The sequence below is a fragment of the Ursidibacter sp. B-7004-1 genome (assembly GCF_053654055.1).
The window spans coordinates 18,506-33,531 of record NZ_JBSIUP010000014.1 but is presented as its reverse complement, the minus strand read 5'-3'; the positions used below and the strand labels follow the sequence as shown (position 1 = coordinate 33,531).

20 protein-coding genes are annotated in these 15,026 nt (G+C 36.6%); 18 read left to right on the top strand and 2 right to left on the bottom strand.

Features of this window, described 5'->3' with window-relative positions; genetic code table 11:
* Nucleotides 1-72 precede the first annotated feature (72 nt).
* The 8 genes from ACWIW0_RS06310 (at nt 73) to mnmA (ending at nt 5,104) form a co-directional block, all read left to right on the top strand.
* A complete protein-coding gene (locus ACWIW0_RS06310) occupies nt 73-501 on the top strand; it encodes a nucleotidyltransferase substrate binding protein (protein ID WP_454450540.1) in 429 nt (142 codons plus the stop codon).
* Nucleotides 498-833, top strand: a complete 336-nt coding sequence (locus tag ACWIW0_RS06305) for a nucleotidyltransferase family protein (RefSeq protein ID WP_454452654.1) — start codon at nt 498-500, stop codon at nt 831-833. Before ACWIW0_RS06310 ends, ACWIW0_RS06305 begins: the two co-directional genes overlap by 4 nt.
* A gap of 88 nt (nt 834-921) precedes the next feature.
* Nucleotides 922-1,986 (top strand): FAD:protein FMN transferase, encoded by a 1,065-nt coding sequence (locus ACWIW0_RS06300; RefSeq protein ID WP_454452653.1) that lies wholly within the window; start codon nt 922-924, stop codon nt 1,984-1,986.
* A gap of 18 nt (nt 1,987-2,004) precedes the next feature.
* Nucleotides 2,005-2,259, top strand: coding sequence for a (Na+)-NQR maturation NqrM (nqrM, locus tag ACWIW0_RS06295; RefSeq protein WP_454450543.1), 255 nt, complete (start codon nt 2,005-2,007; stop codon nt 2,257-2,259).
* A 10-nt stretch (nt 2,260-2,269) separates the two neighbouring features.
* Complete coding sequence (locus ACWIW0_RS06290) at nt 2,270-3,223, top strand: ADP-ribosylglycohydrolase family protein (protein WP_454452652.1); 954 nt, start codon at nt 2,270-2,272, stop codon at nt 3,221-3,223.
* A gap of 8 nt (nt 3,224-3,231) precedes the next feature.
* The gene (locus ACWIW0_RS06285) at nt 3,232-3,657 is read left to right on the top strand and encodes a nucleotidyltransferase substrate binding protein (protein ID WP_157394179.1); all 426 of its coding nucleotides are present in this window, start codon (nt 3,232-3,234) and stop codon (nt 3,655-3,657) included.
* The gene (locus tag ACWIW0_RS06280; RefSeq protein WP_454445766.1) at nt 3,639-3,956 is read left to right on the top strand and encodes a nucleotidyltransferase domain-containing protein; all 318 of its coding nucleotides are present in this window, start codon (nt 3,639-3,641) and stop codon (nt 3,954-3,956) included. Before ACWIW0_RS06285 ends, ACWIW0_RS06280 begins: the two co-directional genes overlap by 19 nt.
* Nucleotides 3,953-5,104, top strand: coding sequence for a tRNA 2-thiouridine(34) synthase MnmA (gene mnmA, locus ACWIW0_RS06275; protein WP_454452651.1), 1,152 nt, complete (start codon nt 3,953-3,955; stop codon nt 5,102-5,104). Before ACWIW0_RS06280 ends, mnmA begins: the two co-directional genes overlap by 4 nt.
* A gap of 88 nt (nt 5,105-5,192) precedes the next feature.
* Here the strand turns inward: mnmA and ACWIW0_RS06270 are convergent, their stop codons facing one another.
* Nucleotides 5,193-6,998 (bottom strand): monovalent cation:proton antiporter-2 (CPA2) family protein, encoded by a 1,806-nt coding sequence (locus tag ACWIW0_RS06270; RefSeq protein ID WP_454452650.1) that lies wholly within the window; start codon nt 6,996-6,998, stop codon nt 5,193-5,195.
* 30 nt (nt 6,999-7,028) lie between these two features.
* On the bottom strand, nt 7,029-7,895 hold the full coding sequence (gene rsmI / locus ACWIW0_RS06265; protein ID WP_454452649.1) for a 16S rRNA (cytidine(1402)-2'-O)-methyltransferase: 867 nt from the start codon (nt 7,893-7,895) through the stop codon (nt 7,029-7,031).
* A 91-nt stretch (nt 7,896-7,986) separates the two neighbouring features.
* Between rsmI and ACWIW0_RS06260 the strand changes: the two genes are divergently transcribed.
* The 10 genes from ACWIW0_RS06260 to ACWIW0_RS06215 all read left to right on the top strand — a co-directional run bounded on the left by ACWIW0_RS06260 (nt 7,987) and on the right by ACWIW0_RS06215 (nt 14,956).
* On the top strand, nt 7,987-9,738 hold the full coding sequence (locus ACWIW0_RS06260; RefSeq protein WP_454452648.1) for a penicillin-binding protein activator: 1,752 nt from the start codon (nt 7,987-7,989) through the stop codon (nt 9,736-9,738).
* Nucleotides 9,713-10,084, top strand: a complete 372-nt coding sequence (locus ACWIW0_RS06255; RefSeq protein WP_454452647.1) for a YraN family protein — start codon at nt 9,713-9,715, stop codon at nt 10,082-10,084. Before ACWIW0_RS06260 ends, ACWIW0_RS06255 begins: the two co-directional genes overlap by 26 nt.
* A gap of 10 nt (nt 10,085-10,094) precedes the next feature.
* Nucleotides 10,095-10,688: a D-sedoheptulose-7-phosphate isomerase gene (locus ACWIW0_RS06250; RefSeq protein ID WP_454452646.1), complete on the top strand. Its 594-nt coding sequence runs from the start codon at nt 10,095-10,097 to the stop codon at nt 10,686-10,688.
* A 10-nt stretch (nt 10,689-10,698) separates the two neighbouring features.
* On the top strand, nt 10,699-11,289 hold the full coding sequence (gene dolP, locus ACWIW0_RS06245; RefSeq protein WP_454452645.1) for a division/outer membrane stress-associated lipid-binding lipoprotein: 591 nt from the start codon (nt 10,699-10,701) through the stop codon (nt 11,287-11,289).
* 138 nt (nt 11,290-11,427) lie between these two features.
* Complete coding sequence (gene mlaF / locus ACWIW0_RS06240; RefSeq protein WP_454452644.1) at nt 11,428-12,228, top strand: phospholipid ABC transporter ATP-binding protein MlaF; 801 nt, start codon at nt 11,428-11,430, stop codon at nt 12,226-12,228.
* Nucleotides 12,225-13,001, top strand: coding sequence for a lipid asymmetry maintenance ABC transporter permease subunit MlaE (mlaE, locus tag ACWIW0_RS06235; protein WP_454446632.1), 777 nt, complete (start codon nt 12,225-12,227; stop codon nt 12,999-13,001). Before mlaF ends, mlaE begins: the two co-directional genes overlap by 4 nt.
* Before the next feature lie 109 nt (nt 13,002-13,110).
* Nucleotides 13,111-13,617, top strand: coding sequence for an outer membrane lipid asymmetry maintenance protein MlaD (gene mlaD, locus ACWIW0_RS06230; protein WP_454451557.1), 507 nt, complete (start codon nt 13,111-13,113; stop codon nt 13,615-13,617).
* Nucleotides 13,618-13,717: 100 nt separating this feature from the next.
* Nucleotides 13,718-14,353 (top strand): phospholipid-binding protein MlaC, encoded by a 636-nt coding sequence (gene mlaC, locus ACWIW0_RS06225; RefSeq protein WP_454452643.1) that lies wholly within the window; start codon nt 13,718-13,720, stop codon nt 14,351-14,353.
* A 7-nt stretch (nt 14,354-14,360) separates the two neighbouring features.
* A complete protein-coding gene (locus ACWIW0_RS06220; RefSeq protein WP_157394579.1) occupies nt 14,361-14,699 on the top strand; it encodes an STAS domain-containing protein in 339 nt (112 codons plus the stop codon).
* Nucleotides 14,699-14,956: a BolA family protein gene (locus tag ACWIW0_RS06215; protein WP_157394578.1), complete on the top strand. Its 258-nt coding sequence runs from the start codon at nt 14,699-14,701 to the stop codon at nt 14,954-14,956. The genes ACWIW0_RS06220 and ACWIW0_RS06215 overlap by 1 nt, the downstream gene beginning before the upstream one ends.
* The last annotated feature ends 70 nt before the right edge of the window (nt 14,957-15,026 follow it).

Genomic DNA, 15,026 nt, shown 5'->3' with positions numbered 1-15,026 from the left:
AAATTACTTCTTGCTAATTTTTTGTAAAAAGAGAGTGTAGATCAATAAGTTATATAGGAACATAATAAAAAGATGGAAACATTAGATATTTCAGCACTTGAAAAAGCCTTTGTTTCTCTGCAAAAAACGATTATTCATTTGGATAATCAAGAATGGTTTAATGTTCAAGATCCAATTATCCAAGATACGCTTATTGCTGGAGCAATTCAAAAATTTGAATTTGTCTATGAATTATCAATCAAGATGATGAAGCGACAACTGAAAAGTATATCGTCTAATGATACTGATATAGATAGCACAGAATTTAGAGATATTTTACGTCTATCAGCGCAATTTGGTTTAATTGAAAATCCTGAAGAATGGTTAGATTTCCGTAAAATGCGAAATATCACATCACATACTTATGATGAAAATAAGGCTCTGCAAGTATATCAAGGCATTAGCCATTTCCTAGTAAGTAGCCACTATCTCGTTTCTCAACTTCAAAAACGTAGCCAATGATAGATTTGACCGAACAACAGTTACATCTTGTTCAACGCATTTTAGCGACACATTTACCGAATATTCCCGTATGGGTATTTGGCTCAAGAATTAAAAGGACGGCAAAGCGATTTTCCGATCTTGATCTTGCATTGATTACCGACACTCCCTTAACAATTCACCAACAGGCTCAGCTTGAATTAGCTTTTTCAGACTCAGATTTGCCATTTAAAGTAGATTTAATTGATTGGGCAAGTTGCAGTGACAGTTTCAAACAAATTATTTTACAAAAGTATGAGGTTTTGCCTGTCCCTAGCCCCAAAAGTATTCTGTGTTATAATACATTCAAATAGATTTAATGAATAATGGAAAATAGATAAGGATGTTGTATCCCTTGTCTGTTTTCCATTATTGATTTAATTATTCATTTTGGGAGAACGTATGCAAATCAAACCGTTACTAATGTGGACCACTTCGGTATTGTTAGCTTTTTTACTCACTGCTTGTAATAAAGAGCCTGAGCAAGTTTTATTGGAAGGGAAAACAATGGGAACAACTTACCACGTCAAATATATTGATGATGGTAGTATAAAGAATTTACCAAAGCCCGAAACGATTCAAAAAGAATTAGATCTTCTCTTGAAAGAAGTGAATAACCAAATGTCCACTTATCAGAGAGAGTCTCAAATTAGTCAGTTTAATCAATTCCACACTATTGACACTCCCTTTAAAGTAGCGACAGATTTCGCACTAGTGGTTGAAGAAGGTATTCGTCTAAATAAAGTAACAGAGAGTGCTTTAGATATTACCATTGGCCCTTTAGTAAATTTATGGGGATTTGGTCCAGATAAACGTTTAAACAAAGTGCCAACTGCAGAACAAATTGCAGAGAGAGCAAAATCCGTAGGGATTGAAAAACTCATTGTTGGTTTTGAAAATAATGATCGACAAAATGGTCAGGCATTCTTATCTAAAAAAGAGCCGAATGTTTACGTTGATCTCTCATCGATCGCAAAAGGTTTTGGGGTTGATAAGGTCGCTAGCCACCTAAATAGCTTAGGTCTTGAAAATTATCTTGTTGAGATTGGTGGTGAAATTTATGGAAAAGGTAATAATTTGAAAAAACAGCCTTGGACAATAGCGATTGAAAAGCCAGAATTTACGCAAGGCACATCAGTGCAAATTGCAGTACCATTACAGAATTTAGGAATGGCAACTTCAGGAAACTACCGTAACTATTTCGAAGATGAGCAAGGTAATCGCTTATCACATATTATTGATCCTAAAACGCTACGTCCGATTACTCACAATCTTGCGTCTATTACGGTATTTGCACCAACAACAATGACGGCTGACGGCTTATCAACAGGCTTGTTTGTTCTTGGTGCAGATAAAGCACTTGAAGTCGCTGAACGTGAAAAATTAGCTGTATTTTTGATTATTAAAAATGGTCAAGAATATGAAACAAAAATGTCGAGTGAATTTAAAAAACTTATTAAAGAATAACAAATAAAAGGAAAATAAATGGAAACTATCTTACTTACTTTTGGATTTTTTGTTGCTATCGTATTTATGATGTCGATTGGTTTTATCATTAAGGGCAAAACCATTAAAGGTAGCTGTGGCGGTATTACTGCATTGGGAATGAAAAAAATGTGCGACTGTGAAGAACCTTGCGATAATTTACAAGCTAAATTAGCCGCAGGAGATGAAGCAGCCAAAGCTGAATATGAGCAGAAATTTGCTAAAAAAGAAACTCAGTTTTATGAAGTGAAGTAATAGGATAAAAATGACGAATCCTAATTTATATGAACAAGCTAAAGCTATTTTGTTCGGTGTTTCAGTCGCTGATGCTTTAGGGGTGCCAGTTGAATTCAAAAGTCGAGAGTATTTGCGTTTACATCCTGTAACAGAAATGAAAGGATACGGTACTTATAATCAACCAGAAGGTACTTGGTCTGATGATAGCTCAATGACATTTTGTCTAGCTGAATCACTCACTAATGGCTTTAACTTAGACGATATTGCTCAGAAATCTGTTCAATGGATGACACAAGCGTATTGGACACCACACAATGAAGTCTTTGATATTGGAATCATTACCCGACAATCTCTAGCAAGATATATTCAAGGTATTCCTGCACAAGAATGTGGTGGAAAAGATGTAATGGATAATGGCAATGGGGCATTGATGCGAATTTTACCTTTGCTCTTTGAAGTAAAAGATATGCCTTTAAAGGAGCGTTTTTCGACAATCTGTGCTGTTTCTAGCTTAACGCATAGACATATTCGTAGTCATTTTGCTTGTTTGTATTATCTTGAGTTTGCGAGTGAATTACTGAAACAGAATGACAAATTTGTCGCATATCAGAATGTTAATGAAAGAATCGCTGATTTTATCCAAGAGATAGAAATCTCAGAAATTGAGCCATTTAAGCGGTTAGTTTTGGGTGATATTTTGCTTCTTCCAGAAGATGAAATCCAAAGTAGTGGTTACGTTATTCATACCTTAGAGGCAAGTATTTGGTGCTTATTGACAACAGATAGTTATCGAGATGCGGTACTAAAAGCAGTGAATTTAGGGCAAGATACAGACACTACTGCAGCAGTAACGGGGGGATTAGCTGGATTACTTTATGGCTTTGATGCTATTCCGATAGAGTGGCTTAATGTATTAGCGAAAAAGGATAATATTGAGAAACTTTCTATTCATTTCGCTGAGTATTATATGCAGAAAGTATAGGTGTAATAATGGCACAACAGATAGATAATGTGCGTTGGAAACAACGCTTTGAGAATTATAAGAAAGCCGTTACACAATTAGCTAATGCCATAGCGGAATATGGAGATACCGAAATTGATATTATAAAAGAAGGCATTGTGCAACGTTTTGAATTTACTCACGAACTTGCGTGGAAACTACAAAAAGATATTTTAAAAGCACAAGGTGAGGTCGATATTTTTGGTTCAAAAACAGCATCTCGTATGGCATTTAATCGAGGTTTAATTACACAAGGTGAAATATGGTTAGATATGATCGAAACTCGTAATGTTACGGTACATACCTATGATGAAACTATCTTGAATACTCATTTTAAAAAGATCACCCAAGAATATTTACCTCTTTTTCTTCAATTTGTTCAGAGAGTAGAAAAACTATGTCAGACTTTGGACTAAGCCCCCGCTCTTATGAGCAGATAAATCAGATTTTGGCAAAATACCCAGAAGTAGAGCAAGCTATTATTTATGGCTCTAGAGCAATGGGTAATTATCAGGAAGGATCGGATATTGACTTAACGCTAAAAGGTAAAAATTTAACAAACCTAGTGGCTAGCAAAATTTGGCGTGATTTAGACGATTCTTATTTGCCTTATTTATTTGATTTATCTATCTATCATCAACTTACTCATTCCCTTCTTATTGAACATATTGATAGAGAAGGAAAACTTTTTTATAAACGAGCAGATAATCAATGAAATCAAAAACTTACGAAAACTATTTTCCTAAATTAACAGAACAGCAACTGGCAGAAAATGCAAATAAAAAAGTCATTTGCGGAATGTCAGGCGGTGTGGATTCTTCCGTTTCGGCTTTTATTTTGCAACAACAAGGCTATCAAGTAGAAGGCTTGTTTATGAAGAATTGGGAAGAAGATGATGATACAGATTATTGTACCGCAGCTGCCGATTTAGCTGATGCTCAAGCAGTTTGCGATAAATTAGGGATTAAATTACATAAAATTAACTTTGCAGCAGAGTATTGGGATAATGTTTTTGAACATTTCCTTGCTGAGTACAAAGCAGGTCGCACACCTAACCCTGATATTTTATGTAATAAAGAGATCAAGTTTAAGGCATTCTTAGAATATGCTGCGGAAGATCTCGGGGCAGATTTTATTGCGACAGGGCACTACGTTCGCCGTCCTGCGTTGGATCAACAGCCAAAATTATTACGTGGATTAGATAATAACAAAGATCAGAGTTATTTTTTATATACACTCAGTGAGCAACAAGTCGCTCAAAGCCTATTTCCAGTCGGTGATATTGAAAAACCGATTGTAAGAGCAATTGCAGAAGATTTAGGTCTAGCCACGGCAAAGAAAAAAGATTCTACGGGAATTTGTTTCATTGGTGAACGGAAATTTAAAGATTTCTTAGCTCGCTATTTACCTGCTCAAGCTGGAGATATTAAAACAGTCGATGGTCAAGTTATTGGTCGCCACGATGGCTTAATGTATCACACGCTAGGACAACGCAAAGGCTTAGGTATTGGTGGTGTGAAAGGAGCGAGTGAAAATGCGTGGTATGTGGTCGAAAAAGATCTTATCAATAACGTATTGATTGTTGCTCAAGGTCAGGATAATTCAGCGTTACTTTCCACAGGGTTAATTGCAAGCCAATTACATTGGGTTGATCGTCAAGCTATTCGTGAAAATTTACGTTGTAGCGTAAAAACACGTTATCGCCAAGCGGATATTCCTTGTGAAATTATTCCGATTGATGATGAAAATATCCGAGTGATTTTTGATGAACCACAAATTGCAGTAACACCAGGGCAATCTGCCGTTTTTTATCAAGGCGAAGTTTGCTTAGGCGGTGGAATTATTGAAGAGCAGTTGAAATAGGTTTATGGGGAAAACATCTATTTTTAATTTACTATCTATTTACTTATATTTTACTATCCCGTCCTTTAGGACGGGAGTAAGAGATAAATTAAAGCTCTTTATTCATAATTTGCTGAATTTCTAGCATTGTTTCTTGATCGTTTTCTAAAGCGAGTTTCAATAGCTCTTCATTTTTAAAACGCTCGATTTTAGGATTATAAACTTCTGCCATTTGTTTAATCGTATGGCGATCTCGGTAGAAGTAGGCTGTGCCAATTTCTTCAACCATTTCTTTATCCATTCCCATTGCTAATAAGACTTTCTTCCCTGTACGAAGTGCAGAATCAAATGTTTCACGCACTTGAATGTCTGCTCCAGCATTATAAAGATCAAAAACGTGTAGGCGGTCGTAAGCACGGGCAATAATTTTGATTTGTGGATTCATTTTGCGAGCAAGCTCAACAATATGTGTGGCTTGATCTTTGTTATTGATTGCCACAACCAGTAATTCAGCACTTTCAATACCTGCTGCGTGTAGTAATTCTGGGCGAGAGGCATCTCCATAGTAGCTTTTAATACCTCGTTTTCGCATTCCAGCAATTAGGTTAGCATCTTTATCAATTACTGTTGGGTGGCAACCCGTCATCATCAATAAGTGATTAACAATTTGTCCATAGCGTCCTAAACCAATGATAATCGTTGGGTGCTGTGCATCAATATGATCGTGTTCTTGCTCTTCTTGAACATAGGTTTGGCGTGGGATAATGTATTTCTTATGAATGATGATAAATAAAGGCGTTAATACCATTGATAACACCACAATAGCGGTCAGATTTGCCTGAATTTTTGCATCAATAACCCCTTGGCTAGTCGCAGCGGAGAAAAGCACAAAGGCAAATTCTCCCCCTTGAGCCATAATAATGGCTCGATCTAACGCATTTGGGTGTTTTTTCTTTGTTAAGCGTGCAACGATATAAATACAGAACCCTTTAGCGAACATAAATGCAATAACACCAGAGAGAATAAGTACCCAGTTCTCAAAAACAACGGAGAGGTTGAGAGACATTCCAACACCAAGGAAAAATAAGCCAAGTAATAGTCCTCGGAAAGGTTCAATATCTGCTTCAAGTTGATGTCGGAAGCTGGATTCTGAAAGTAATACACCTGCGACAAATGCTCCCATCGCCATTGATAACCCACCGTATTCCATTAATAATGCTGCACCAAGTACAACCAATAAAGCGGCTGCGGTCATTACTTCTCGAGCTTTGGTTTTGGCTAACATTTTGAATAATGGGTTAAGTAGCCATAGTCCTGCTGCAACTAATACAGCAATTGATCCTGCAGCTAATCCAATGGTTTGCCAAATAGGGGCACCTGAAGCGGTCTTATTCGGTGAAAGAAATGCAACAGCCGCAAGCAATGGGACAATAAGTAAATCTTCAAATAAGAGAATGGAGACGATTTGTTGTCCACGAGGAGATGTAATATCACCACGATCGTTTAACTCTTGCATTACAATTGCTGTTGAGGTGAGAACAAAGCCTGATGCAGCAACAAATGCGACTTGCCAACTTAAACCATAGAGTAGGCCAATTCCCATCAATGCTGCAATGGCACTAAAAATTTGGAATGCACCTAAGCAAAAGATATGATTACGCAATCCCCAAATATGGGAAGGTTTCATCTCTAAGCCGATGATAAACAAAAACATCACCACGCCAAGTTCGGCGATATGAATAATTCCTTCAGGATCACTAAATAAACCTAACCCGAAAGGCCCAATCACTAAACCTGCGGCTAAATAACCTAAAATAGAGCCTAAACCTAAGCGTTTAAATAGCGGAACGGCAATAACAGCCGCAGCCAATAATGTTACAACACTAATCAGTGGGGTAGCCCCTTCTGCTGCCATAAATTCTCCAAAAATATAAAAAAGTGGTAGTTAATTTTTTAAGTGTGCTAAACCGTATTGATAAAGCGTATTCTTTTTGTAGTCAAAGCATTCTGCCACAATTGTAGCTGCTTTTTTTAAGGGTAATTCTTTTGCAAGTAAAGTAAATAATTTTAGTGCTTGTGGAGAAATTTCATCATCTACGGAAGCTGAAATTTTCCCTTCAACAACCAAGACTATTTCGCCTTTAATGCGGTTATTATCTTCTGCTAACCACGCAATCAGCTCATTTAATGATGCACCATAAATAGTTTCCCACGTTTTTGTTATTTCTCTTGCCATTACGATATAGCGTTCTCCCCCAAATACTTGTTGCATATCTGCGAGTGTATCTAGGATACGATGAGTTGATTCGTAGAAAATAAGGGTTCTTGGTTCATCAAGTAATGCTGAAAGTTTATCGCAACGAGCTTTAGTTTTAGCAGGCAGAAATCCTTCAAAACAGAAGCGGTCAGATGCGATACCTGAACTGCAAAGTGCTGTAATCGCCGCACAAGCACCTGGTATTGGAACAATTTTGATTCCTGCTTGTCTGCAATGGCGAACAAGGTGAAATCCTGGATCGCTAATTAGTGGAGTGCCAGCATCAGAAATTAAGGCAATATTTTGCCCTTGTTGTAATTTCTCAACTAACACTACTGCTTTTTGTTGTTCGTTGTGATCGTGTAAAGCAAAAAAAGGTTTTTTTATTCCGTAATGGCTAAGTAACAAGCCACTATGGCGTGTATCTTCTGCAGCGATAAGATCAACTTGTTGAAATATATTCAATGCTCGTTGTGTAATATCTTCTAAATTTCCAATCGGTGTCGCAACAATATATAATACGCCAGATTGTTCTGGTATAGAGCTGTTTTTCATTTGATTTTCACTTGTTTGATAAGTAAGATTTCACGCTATGTTCATTTAATGAATACATAGCATTATTAATTTTCCAAAATGGAGCAATAAGATGTCCACTATTTTAGTACAAACTCGCACCTTTAGCCAAAAAATGAAAATGGTTTTTGTGCCAACTGCATTAGCGCTCTTTTTATCTGCTTGTACTGGCTCTGGTCTGTTTAAAAATGAGATAACAGAATCCTTAAAAAATGAAGCCTATGCAACATCTGAATTTTATATCAATAAGGCAGAGCAAAGTAGCAAAGAAACTCAACAAAGCTACCGCTTACTTGCAATTCGCAAATTGATTGATGAAAACAAAGTCGTTGAAGCTCAAAATACAATGGCACAAATCAATCAGCCAGAATTAAATGATATTCAACGTGTTGAATTTAATCTTCTCAATGCTCAGCTTGCAGCATTACAAAAAAATAGCCAACAAGCTACTTTACTCTTAAACCAATTACCTAAAGCACAATTAAGTTCATCACAATTGTTACGTGTTTATCGTACACAAGCACAAATTGCCGAAAATAATAAAGATGTTATTGAGATTGTTCGTGCAAGATCATTATTAGATAGCTATTTAGGTGATAATCGAGCTCGTCAAGAAAATAACGATAAAATTTGGGAAACGTTACGCAACGCTAATCGCGGTATGTTGGAGAACGCCACTGCAGGTGTGGGCGAAGCAGGGGTTGCTGGCTGGTTAGCGTTAGCGGTGGCTTATAACCAAAATATTGCAAATCCTGCACAACTTCCACAAGCCATTGAAAGTTGGAAACAGCAATATCCAAACCATAGTGCTGCACAATTATTACCAACAGAATTACAAAATGTTACGTCTTTCCAACAAACTCAACTAAATGGAGTTGCTTTGCTGTTGCCATTAAGTGGTGATGCAAAAATTTTAGGCGATATTATCAAACGTGGTTTTGATGATGCAAAAGGGCAAGATGCAACAGCAATTCAGGTATATGATACGAATGGAACAGCGATTTCTGATATTTTAATCCAAGCAAAACAGCAAGGAACACAAACTATCATTGGTCCATTATTAAAAGCTCGTGTTGATGAGATGTTAGTAAGTCCAGAAATCAGTGATTTAAATGTGTTAGCATTAAATGCTACACCAAACTCAAGGGCATTGGGTAAAGTTTGTTACTATGGTTTATCGCCAGAAGCCGAAGCACGTTCTGCTGCTGACCGTTTTAATCAAGATCGTATTGAAAATGCGGTAGTGGTTGCGCCACAAGATGATTTTGGTCAGCGTTCGGCAGATGCCTTTGCACAGCGTTGGCGACAACTGACCAACAAAGATGCTGATATTCGTTATTATCATCAACCATTAGATAGTATTAGTGCATTACAAACTGTAGGAGTAGCACCAAATAGCGGTTTGTATTTATTAGGTAATGCAGAGCAATTAACGGAATTAAAACAAGGGTTAGATAGTTCATCATTAGCTGGAAAATTTGCGTTGTATTCCTCTTCTCGCAGTAATTCACCAAATAATGGCCCAGACTTCCGTTTAACAATGGAAGGTGTAAAATTCAGTGAGATCCCATTACTTGCTGATACAGAGTCTGAATCTTATAAAAAAGCGGAAACTTTAGCTGAAAGTGATTTCTCAATGATGCGTTTATACGCAATGGGATCAGATTCGTGGTCTATTGCGAATAAATTCAATGAGTTCCGCCAAATTCCAGGTTATAAAGTCTCTGGTTTAACTGGAATATTAAGTGCAGGAACAAATTGCTTAATTGAACGTGAAATGACTTGGTTAAAATACCAAAATGGTTCAGTGGTTTCCGCGCAATAATCCACGAGCTAAAGGGGCTCTGTTTGAGCAAAAAGCCCGTTATTTTTTAGAGCAACAAGGGCTATCCTTTGTTGCTCAGAACCAAGTATTTAAAGTTGGTGAATTAGACTTAATAATGAAAGAGCATACTACTTTCGTTTTTGTTGAAGTTCGGCAACGAAAAAATAGCCATTTCGGGTCTGCATTAGAAAGTATTAACTATAATAAGCAGCAGAAATGGCTAAAGGCAGCAAATTTATGGTTGGCTAAATTAAATCAAAGTTTAGAAACTGCAGATTGCCGTTTTGATGTTGTGGTATTTGAAGGAACGGATGAGCCTATTTGGTTCAAAAATTTCTTAGGATAAGATTTGGAAAATGTTAGAAAAAATTCAAGATAGGTTTGCCGAGAGTATCCAAATTCAAATTGCGGCAGCAGATTTATTACCCACAGTATTAAATGAAGCAGCCAAGAAAATTGTAGCTTGTTTGTTGCAAGGTAATAAAGTCATTGCTTGTGGGCACGGACGCTCTTATCCAAATGCACAATTATTTGTCAGCCAGTTATTACATCGTTATGATTTGCAACGTCCAAGTTTAGCTGCTCATCTTTTATATTGTGATGGTGTACTTACTGGGCATTTATCTCAAGATGCAGAGCTTGAGCAACTGTATCGTAAGCAGTTACAAGTGATTGCAAAACAAGGTGATATTTTTATTGTTTTTTCGCCATTAGGTAATGAAAACCCTATTTTGAATGCTATTCATTGTGCGAATAATGAAAACTTAACAATTTTAGCTTTTACTAGTAATCGTAATGATCATACACGAGGGTTATTATCTGATGATGATTTGGAAATCTCAATGCCGTCAAATAATGAAATGCGAGTAATTGAAGGGCATCATTTCTGTGTGAATTTATTATGTGAACTGGTAGATAATCTACTGTTTAATCCCACTTCTCAAGTTTAAGGAGAATAGAATGTCAATGTTGATCAAAAAAGTAAGTTTAATTGCACTTTGTTCACTCTCATTAGTTTCATTACAAGGCTGTATTACAGCTGCTGTCGTAGGTACTGCCGCCGTTGCGACTAAAGTTGCGACTGATCCACGTTCTGCTGGTCGCCAAATTGATGATGAAACCTTAGAAGAAAAGGTCGCATTTAATCTCAATAAAGATGCTCAATTACAGCAGGAGGCAAGGATTAATGTCGTTGCTTATAATGGGAAGATTTTATTGATTGGGCAAGCTCCTAATGAATCGGCAAAAGAGAGTGCTAAAAGTGTTGCCGCAGGAGTTGAAGGGGTAAATGAAATTTACAATGAAATCCGCACAGGTGAAAAGATTAGTGTCGCTCAAATTGCTCAGGATAGTTGGATAACAACGAATATTAAATCAAGATTGTTACTTAATTCTGAAGTTAAAGCAACGGAAGTTAAAGTTATTACTGAGAATGGCGAAGTCTTTTTAATGGGGCAATTATCTAATTCTCAAGCGAATGCTGCCGCTGAAGTGGCTCGTCACGTTCGTGGTGTATCAAAAGTAATAAAAGTGGTGACTTACGCAAAATAATGTTCTAAAGGCATTCTATCAGTAATGGATTAGAATGCCGATTTTTTCATAATTTTGTCAAATTACTTAAAGCTCATTGACTTTATCTCTCCCTTCATAGAAGATCCGCAACTATTTTCATAAATTAAGAAGATCCTAATGCACAATACGAAATACTTAGTTGAAGTAAAAAATCTCACGTTTAAACGAGGTGAGAGAGTGATTTACAACAACTTAAATTTACAAGTACGAAAAGGTAAAATCACTGCGATTATGGGGCCTTCTGGAATTGGTAAAACAACGTTATTACGTCTAATCGGTGGTCAAATCTTACCTGAAGTGGGAGAAATTTTGTTTGATGGAGAAGATATTTGTAAAGCATCAAATAAAGAACTCTATAAAATCCGTCAAAGAATGGGTATGTTATTTCAATCAGGGGCGTTGTTTACTGATCTTTCTACCTTTGATAATGTTGCTTTCCCTATTCGCGAGCATACTCGTTTACCTGAAGAGCTTATTAGAAAATTAGTACTAATGAAATTAGAAGCAGTTGGATTGCGTGGAGCTGCAAACTTAATGCCATCAGAATTATCAGGTGGAATGGCTCGCCGAGCTGCACTAGCAAGAGCGATTGCGTTAGATCCTGATTTAATTATGTATGATGAACCTTTTACTGGACAAGATCCCATTAGTATGGGGGTTATCGTCAGTTTAATTAAAAAATTAAATGAAGCACTTGAATTAACTTCCATTGTTGTTTCTCACGATGTTACCGAGGTGCTAAGTATTGCCGATTATGCCTATATTATTGCGGATAAACGGATTATTGCTGAAGGTACACCAGAAGAATTAAAAGCAAGCCAAGATCCACAAGTTATACAATTTCTTGCAGGAAAAGAAGATGGGCCAGTTCGTTTCCATTACCCTGCGGAAGATTATACTAAGGAACTTTTTCAATGATTCAATTTATCTCTTCGCTGGGAGCCTCGGTAATTCACTTTATACGAGCATTTGGGCGAGCAAGTTTTATGCTATGGGGAGCCTTAATCGGTAAACCAGAATTTCGTAAACATACTCCATTATTTATTAAACAGCTACACGTTTTAGGCGTACAGTCATTACTGATTATTATGCTATCGGGCTTATTTATCGGTATGGTGCTGGGATTACAAGGCTACGTTGTCTTAGTTGATTTTTCTGCTGAAACCAGTTTAGGTCAATTAGTTTCTCTCTCTTTATTGCGTGAATTAGGCCCTGTTGTAACGGCCTTATTATTTGCAGGTCGAGCAGGATCTGCTTTAACAGCTGAAATAGGCTTAATGAAAGCGACAGAACAACTTTCAAGCCTTGAAATGATGGCAATAGATCCACTCAGACGTGTAGTTGCACCACGTTTTTGGGCTGGTATTGTGGCAATGCCAATGTTAGCGGTCATCTTTACCGCTATCGGAATTTGGGGTGGTTCATTAGTTGGCGTAGATTGGAAAGGTGTCGATTCAGGTAGCTTCTGGTCTGTAATGCAAAATAGTGTAACCTTAAGTGATTTAATCAATGGTTTTATTAAAAGTGCAGTATTCGCTCTAGCTGTTGTTTGGATTGCGTTATTTAACGGATATGATGCAGTGCCGACATCAGAAGGTATTAGCCAAGCAACAACAAGAACAGTGGTTCATTCATCATTAGTTGTTTTAGGGCTAGATTTTATTTTAACTGCCATAATGTTTGGTGGTTAAGAAAGTATCGCTATACAGTGAAATAAGAACAAATAGTTAAATAAATTTGCAAGTATTTGATTAAATCAAACCGCTTGCGAAAAACAGCTTTCTACAATAAGGAAAAAATATGCGTCAATCAATTAAATATGAATTTTGGGTTGGATTATTCGTGTTACTGGCATTGGGGGCATTAGTCTTCTTAGGGTTAAGAGTCGCTAATGTACAAGGGTTTTCATCTGAGAAAACTTACACTCTTTACGCAACTTTCGATAATATTGGTGGACTAAAAGTCCGTGCACCAATTAAGGTAGGCGGGGTTGTAGTTGGGCGAGTTGCTGATATTCAGTTAGATGCTCAAACTTATACTCCTAAAGTTACCTTAGCGGTAAATGAGGAATTTAATAAAATTCCTGACACCAGTTCACTTTCAATCAAAACCGCAGGTTTATTAGGTGAACAGTATATTGCATTAAATGTGGGCTTTATTCTTGAAGGCGAAACAGAAATGCTTAAAGCAGGAGATACTTTTGCAGATACTAATTCTGCAATGGTTCTTGAAGATTTAATCGGTCAGTTCTTATATGGTGATAAGAAATCTGACAAAGACGATTCTGCCGAGCCAAAAGCAGAATAAGTAAGTATTTTACTTAAAAATAGTAAGGCGAGTCTGTCGTATTATTTTTATTTATATAAGTTAGATCGATAATTTTTTCGATCGATATTTGGAGATCAAAATGATTAAAATTGTAAAAAAATTCTTTGTTGCGAGTGTTGTAGCTCTTTCAACCTTATTTTCTGGTATGGCTGTTGCTTCAACAAGCCCGTATGTGTTAATGCAACAGACCGCAGACAAACTCTTTGGCGATATTAAAGCAAATCAATCAAAAATTAAGCAAGATCCAAATTACTTACGCACTATCGTTCGTAATGATTTAATGCCACATATCCACGTTAAATATGCAGGACAGCTAGTTTTAGGTAAAAATCTATCATCAACAACAGATGCACAAAAAGAAGCATTTTTTACGGCATTTGGACAATTTATTGAGCAATCTTATGCTCAAGTATTAACCCAATATTCAAACCAAAAAGTTGAAATTGAATCAGAGAAACCTGTTGGTGACAAAACTATCGTGAGCATTCGTGTAAATGTTTTACAATCTGGTAACGCACAACCAATTAAACTTGATTTTAAATGGCGTAAGAATAGTAAAACAGGTGAATGGCAAGCCTACGATATGGCATCGGAAGGGGTAAGTATGGTTGCAACCAAACAAAATGAATGGAGCGGTATTTTACGCCAAAAAGGTATTGATGCATTGACTGCTCAAGTTGCACAATCAGCCAAACAACCAATTACTCTTAAGTAAAGATTCTATGCAAGCTAAAAATCCATTACAATGGAACATCCAACAAAATAACGAGAGTTTGATAGTTCAATTGTTTGGTGAATTAACTCGTAACACGTTGCTACCATTATGGAAGCAACGTGCTTCTTTTTTGTCACCAAAAACGAACCAGCATATCTATTGGGATTTAAAATCTCTCCAGCATATAGATTCTGCTGGTTTTAGTTTATTAATTGAGCTACTAAACGATTACCAAAAACAAAACCCAAACTGTATTATCAATGTGCCTGAAGTGGTTAAGAACTTAGCAGAGCTATTTGATTTATCAGATTGGTTAAAGTCTTTTTTATATTGTGAGAATAAATAATGGAACCAAAACAAATTGAAGACATTTTAAAAAATGCATTAGATCTTGATGAAGTCTATGTTCAAGGTGAAAATTCACACTATGGCGTTATTGCAGTAAGTGATGTATTTGCGACATTATCAAAAGTTAAACAACAACAAACGATTTATGCACCATTAACAGAATATTTTGCGACTAATGCAATCCACGCATTAACGATTAAAACATTTACAAAAGAGCAGTGGAAAAGAGAACGTTTGCTAAATATGCCTAGCTAAGAGCTACATTGTTGCAAAAAATGACTTAAATCTTACCGCTTGTATTATTATGCTTTTATAAGCTATTAAG

Excerpts from the sequence above, each read along its gene's own strand:
- ACWIW0_RS06310 (WP_454450540.1), top strand. The coding sequence starts at position 73 with ATGGAAACATTAGATATTTCAGCACTTGAAAAAGCCTTTGTTTCTCTG.
- ACWIW0_RS06305 (WP_454452654.1), top strand. The coding sequence starts at position 498 with ATGATAGATTTGACCGAACAACAGTTACATCTTGTTCAACGCATTTTA.
- ACWIW0_RS06300 (WP_454452653.1), top strand. The coding sequence starts at position 922 with ATGCAAATCAAACCGTTACTAATGTGGACCACTTCGGTATTGTTAGCT.
- nqrM (WP_454450543.1), top strand. The coding sequence starts at position 2,005 with ATGGAAACTATCTTACTTACTTTTGGATTTTTTGTTGCTATCGTATTT.
- ACWIW0_RS06290 (WP_454452652.1), top strand. The coding sequence starts at position 2,270 with ATGACGAATCCTAATTTATATGAACAAGCTAAAGCTATTTTGTTCGGT.
- ACWIW0_RS06285 (WP_157394179.1), top strand. The coding sequence starts at position 3,232 with ATGGCACAACAGATAGATAATGTGCGTTGGAAACAACGCTTTGAGAAT.
- ACWIW0_RS06280 (WP_454445766.1), top strand. The coding sequence starts at position 3,639 with ATGTCAGACTTTGGACTAAGCCCCCGCTCTTATGAGCAGATAAATCAG.
- mnmA (WP_454452651.1), top strand. The coding sequence starts at position 3,953 with ATGAAATCAAAAACTTACGAAAACTATTTTCCTAAATTAACAGAACAG.
- ACWIW0_RS06270 (WP_454452650.1), bottom strand. The coding sequence starts at position 6,998 with ATGGCAGCAGAAGGGGCTACCCCACTGATTAGTGTTGTAACATTATTG.
- rsmI (WP_454452649.1), bottom strand. The coding sequence starts at position 7,895 with ATGAAAAACAGCTCTATACCAGAACAATCTGGCGTATTATATATTGTT.
- ACWIW0_RS06260 (WP_454452648.1), top strand. The coding sequence starts at position 7,987 with ATGTCCACTATTTTAGTACAAACTCGCACCTTTAGCCAAAAAATGAAA.
- ACWIW0_RS06255 (WP_454452647.1), top strand. The coding sequence starts at position 9,713 with ATGGTTCAGTGGTTTCCGCGCAATAATCCACGAGCTAAAGGGGCTCTG.
- ACWIW0_RS06250 (WP_454452646.1), top strand. The coding sequence starts at position 10,095 with ATGTTAGAAAAAATTCAAGATAGGTTTGCCGAGAGTATCCAAATTCAA.
- dolP (WP_454452645.1), top strand. The coding sequence starts at position 10,699 with ATGTCAATGTTGATCAAAAAAGTAAGTTTAATTGCACTTTGTTCACTC.
- mlaF (WP_454452644.1), top strand. The coding sequence starts at position 11,428 with ATGCACAATACGAAATACTTAGTTGAAGTAAAAAATCTCACGTTTAAA.
- mlaE (WP_454446632.1), top strand. The coding sequence starts at position 12,225 with ATGATTCAATTTATCTCTTCGCTGGGAGCCTCGGTAATTCACTTTATA.
- mlaD (WP_454451557.1), top strand. The coding sequence starts at position 13,111 with ATGCGTCAATCAATTAAATATGAATTTTGGGTTGGATTATTCGTGTTA.
- mlaC (WP_454452643.1), top strand. The coding sequence starts at position 13,718 with ATGATTAAAATTGTAAAAAAATTCTTTGTTGCGAGTGTTGTAGCTCTT.
- ACWIW0_RS06220 (WP_157394579.1), top strand. The coding sequence starts at position 14,361 with ATGCAAGCTAAAAATCCATTACAATGGAACATCCAACAAAATAACGAG.
- ACWIW0_RS06215 (WP_157394578.1), top strand. The coding sequence starts at position 14,699 with ATGGAACCAAAACAAATTGAAGACATTTTAAAAAATGCATTAGATCTT.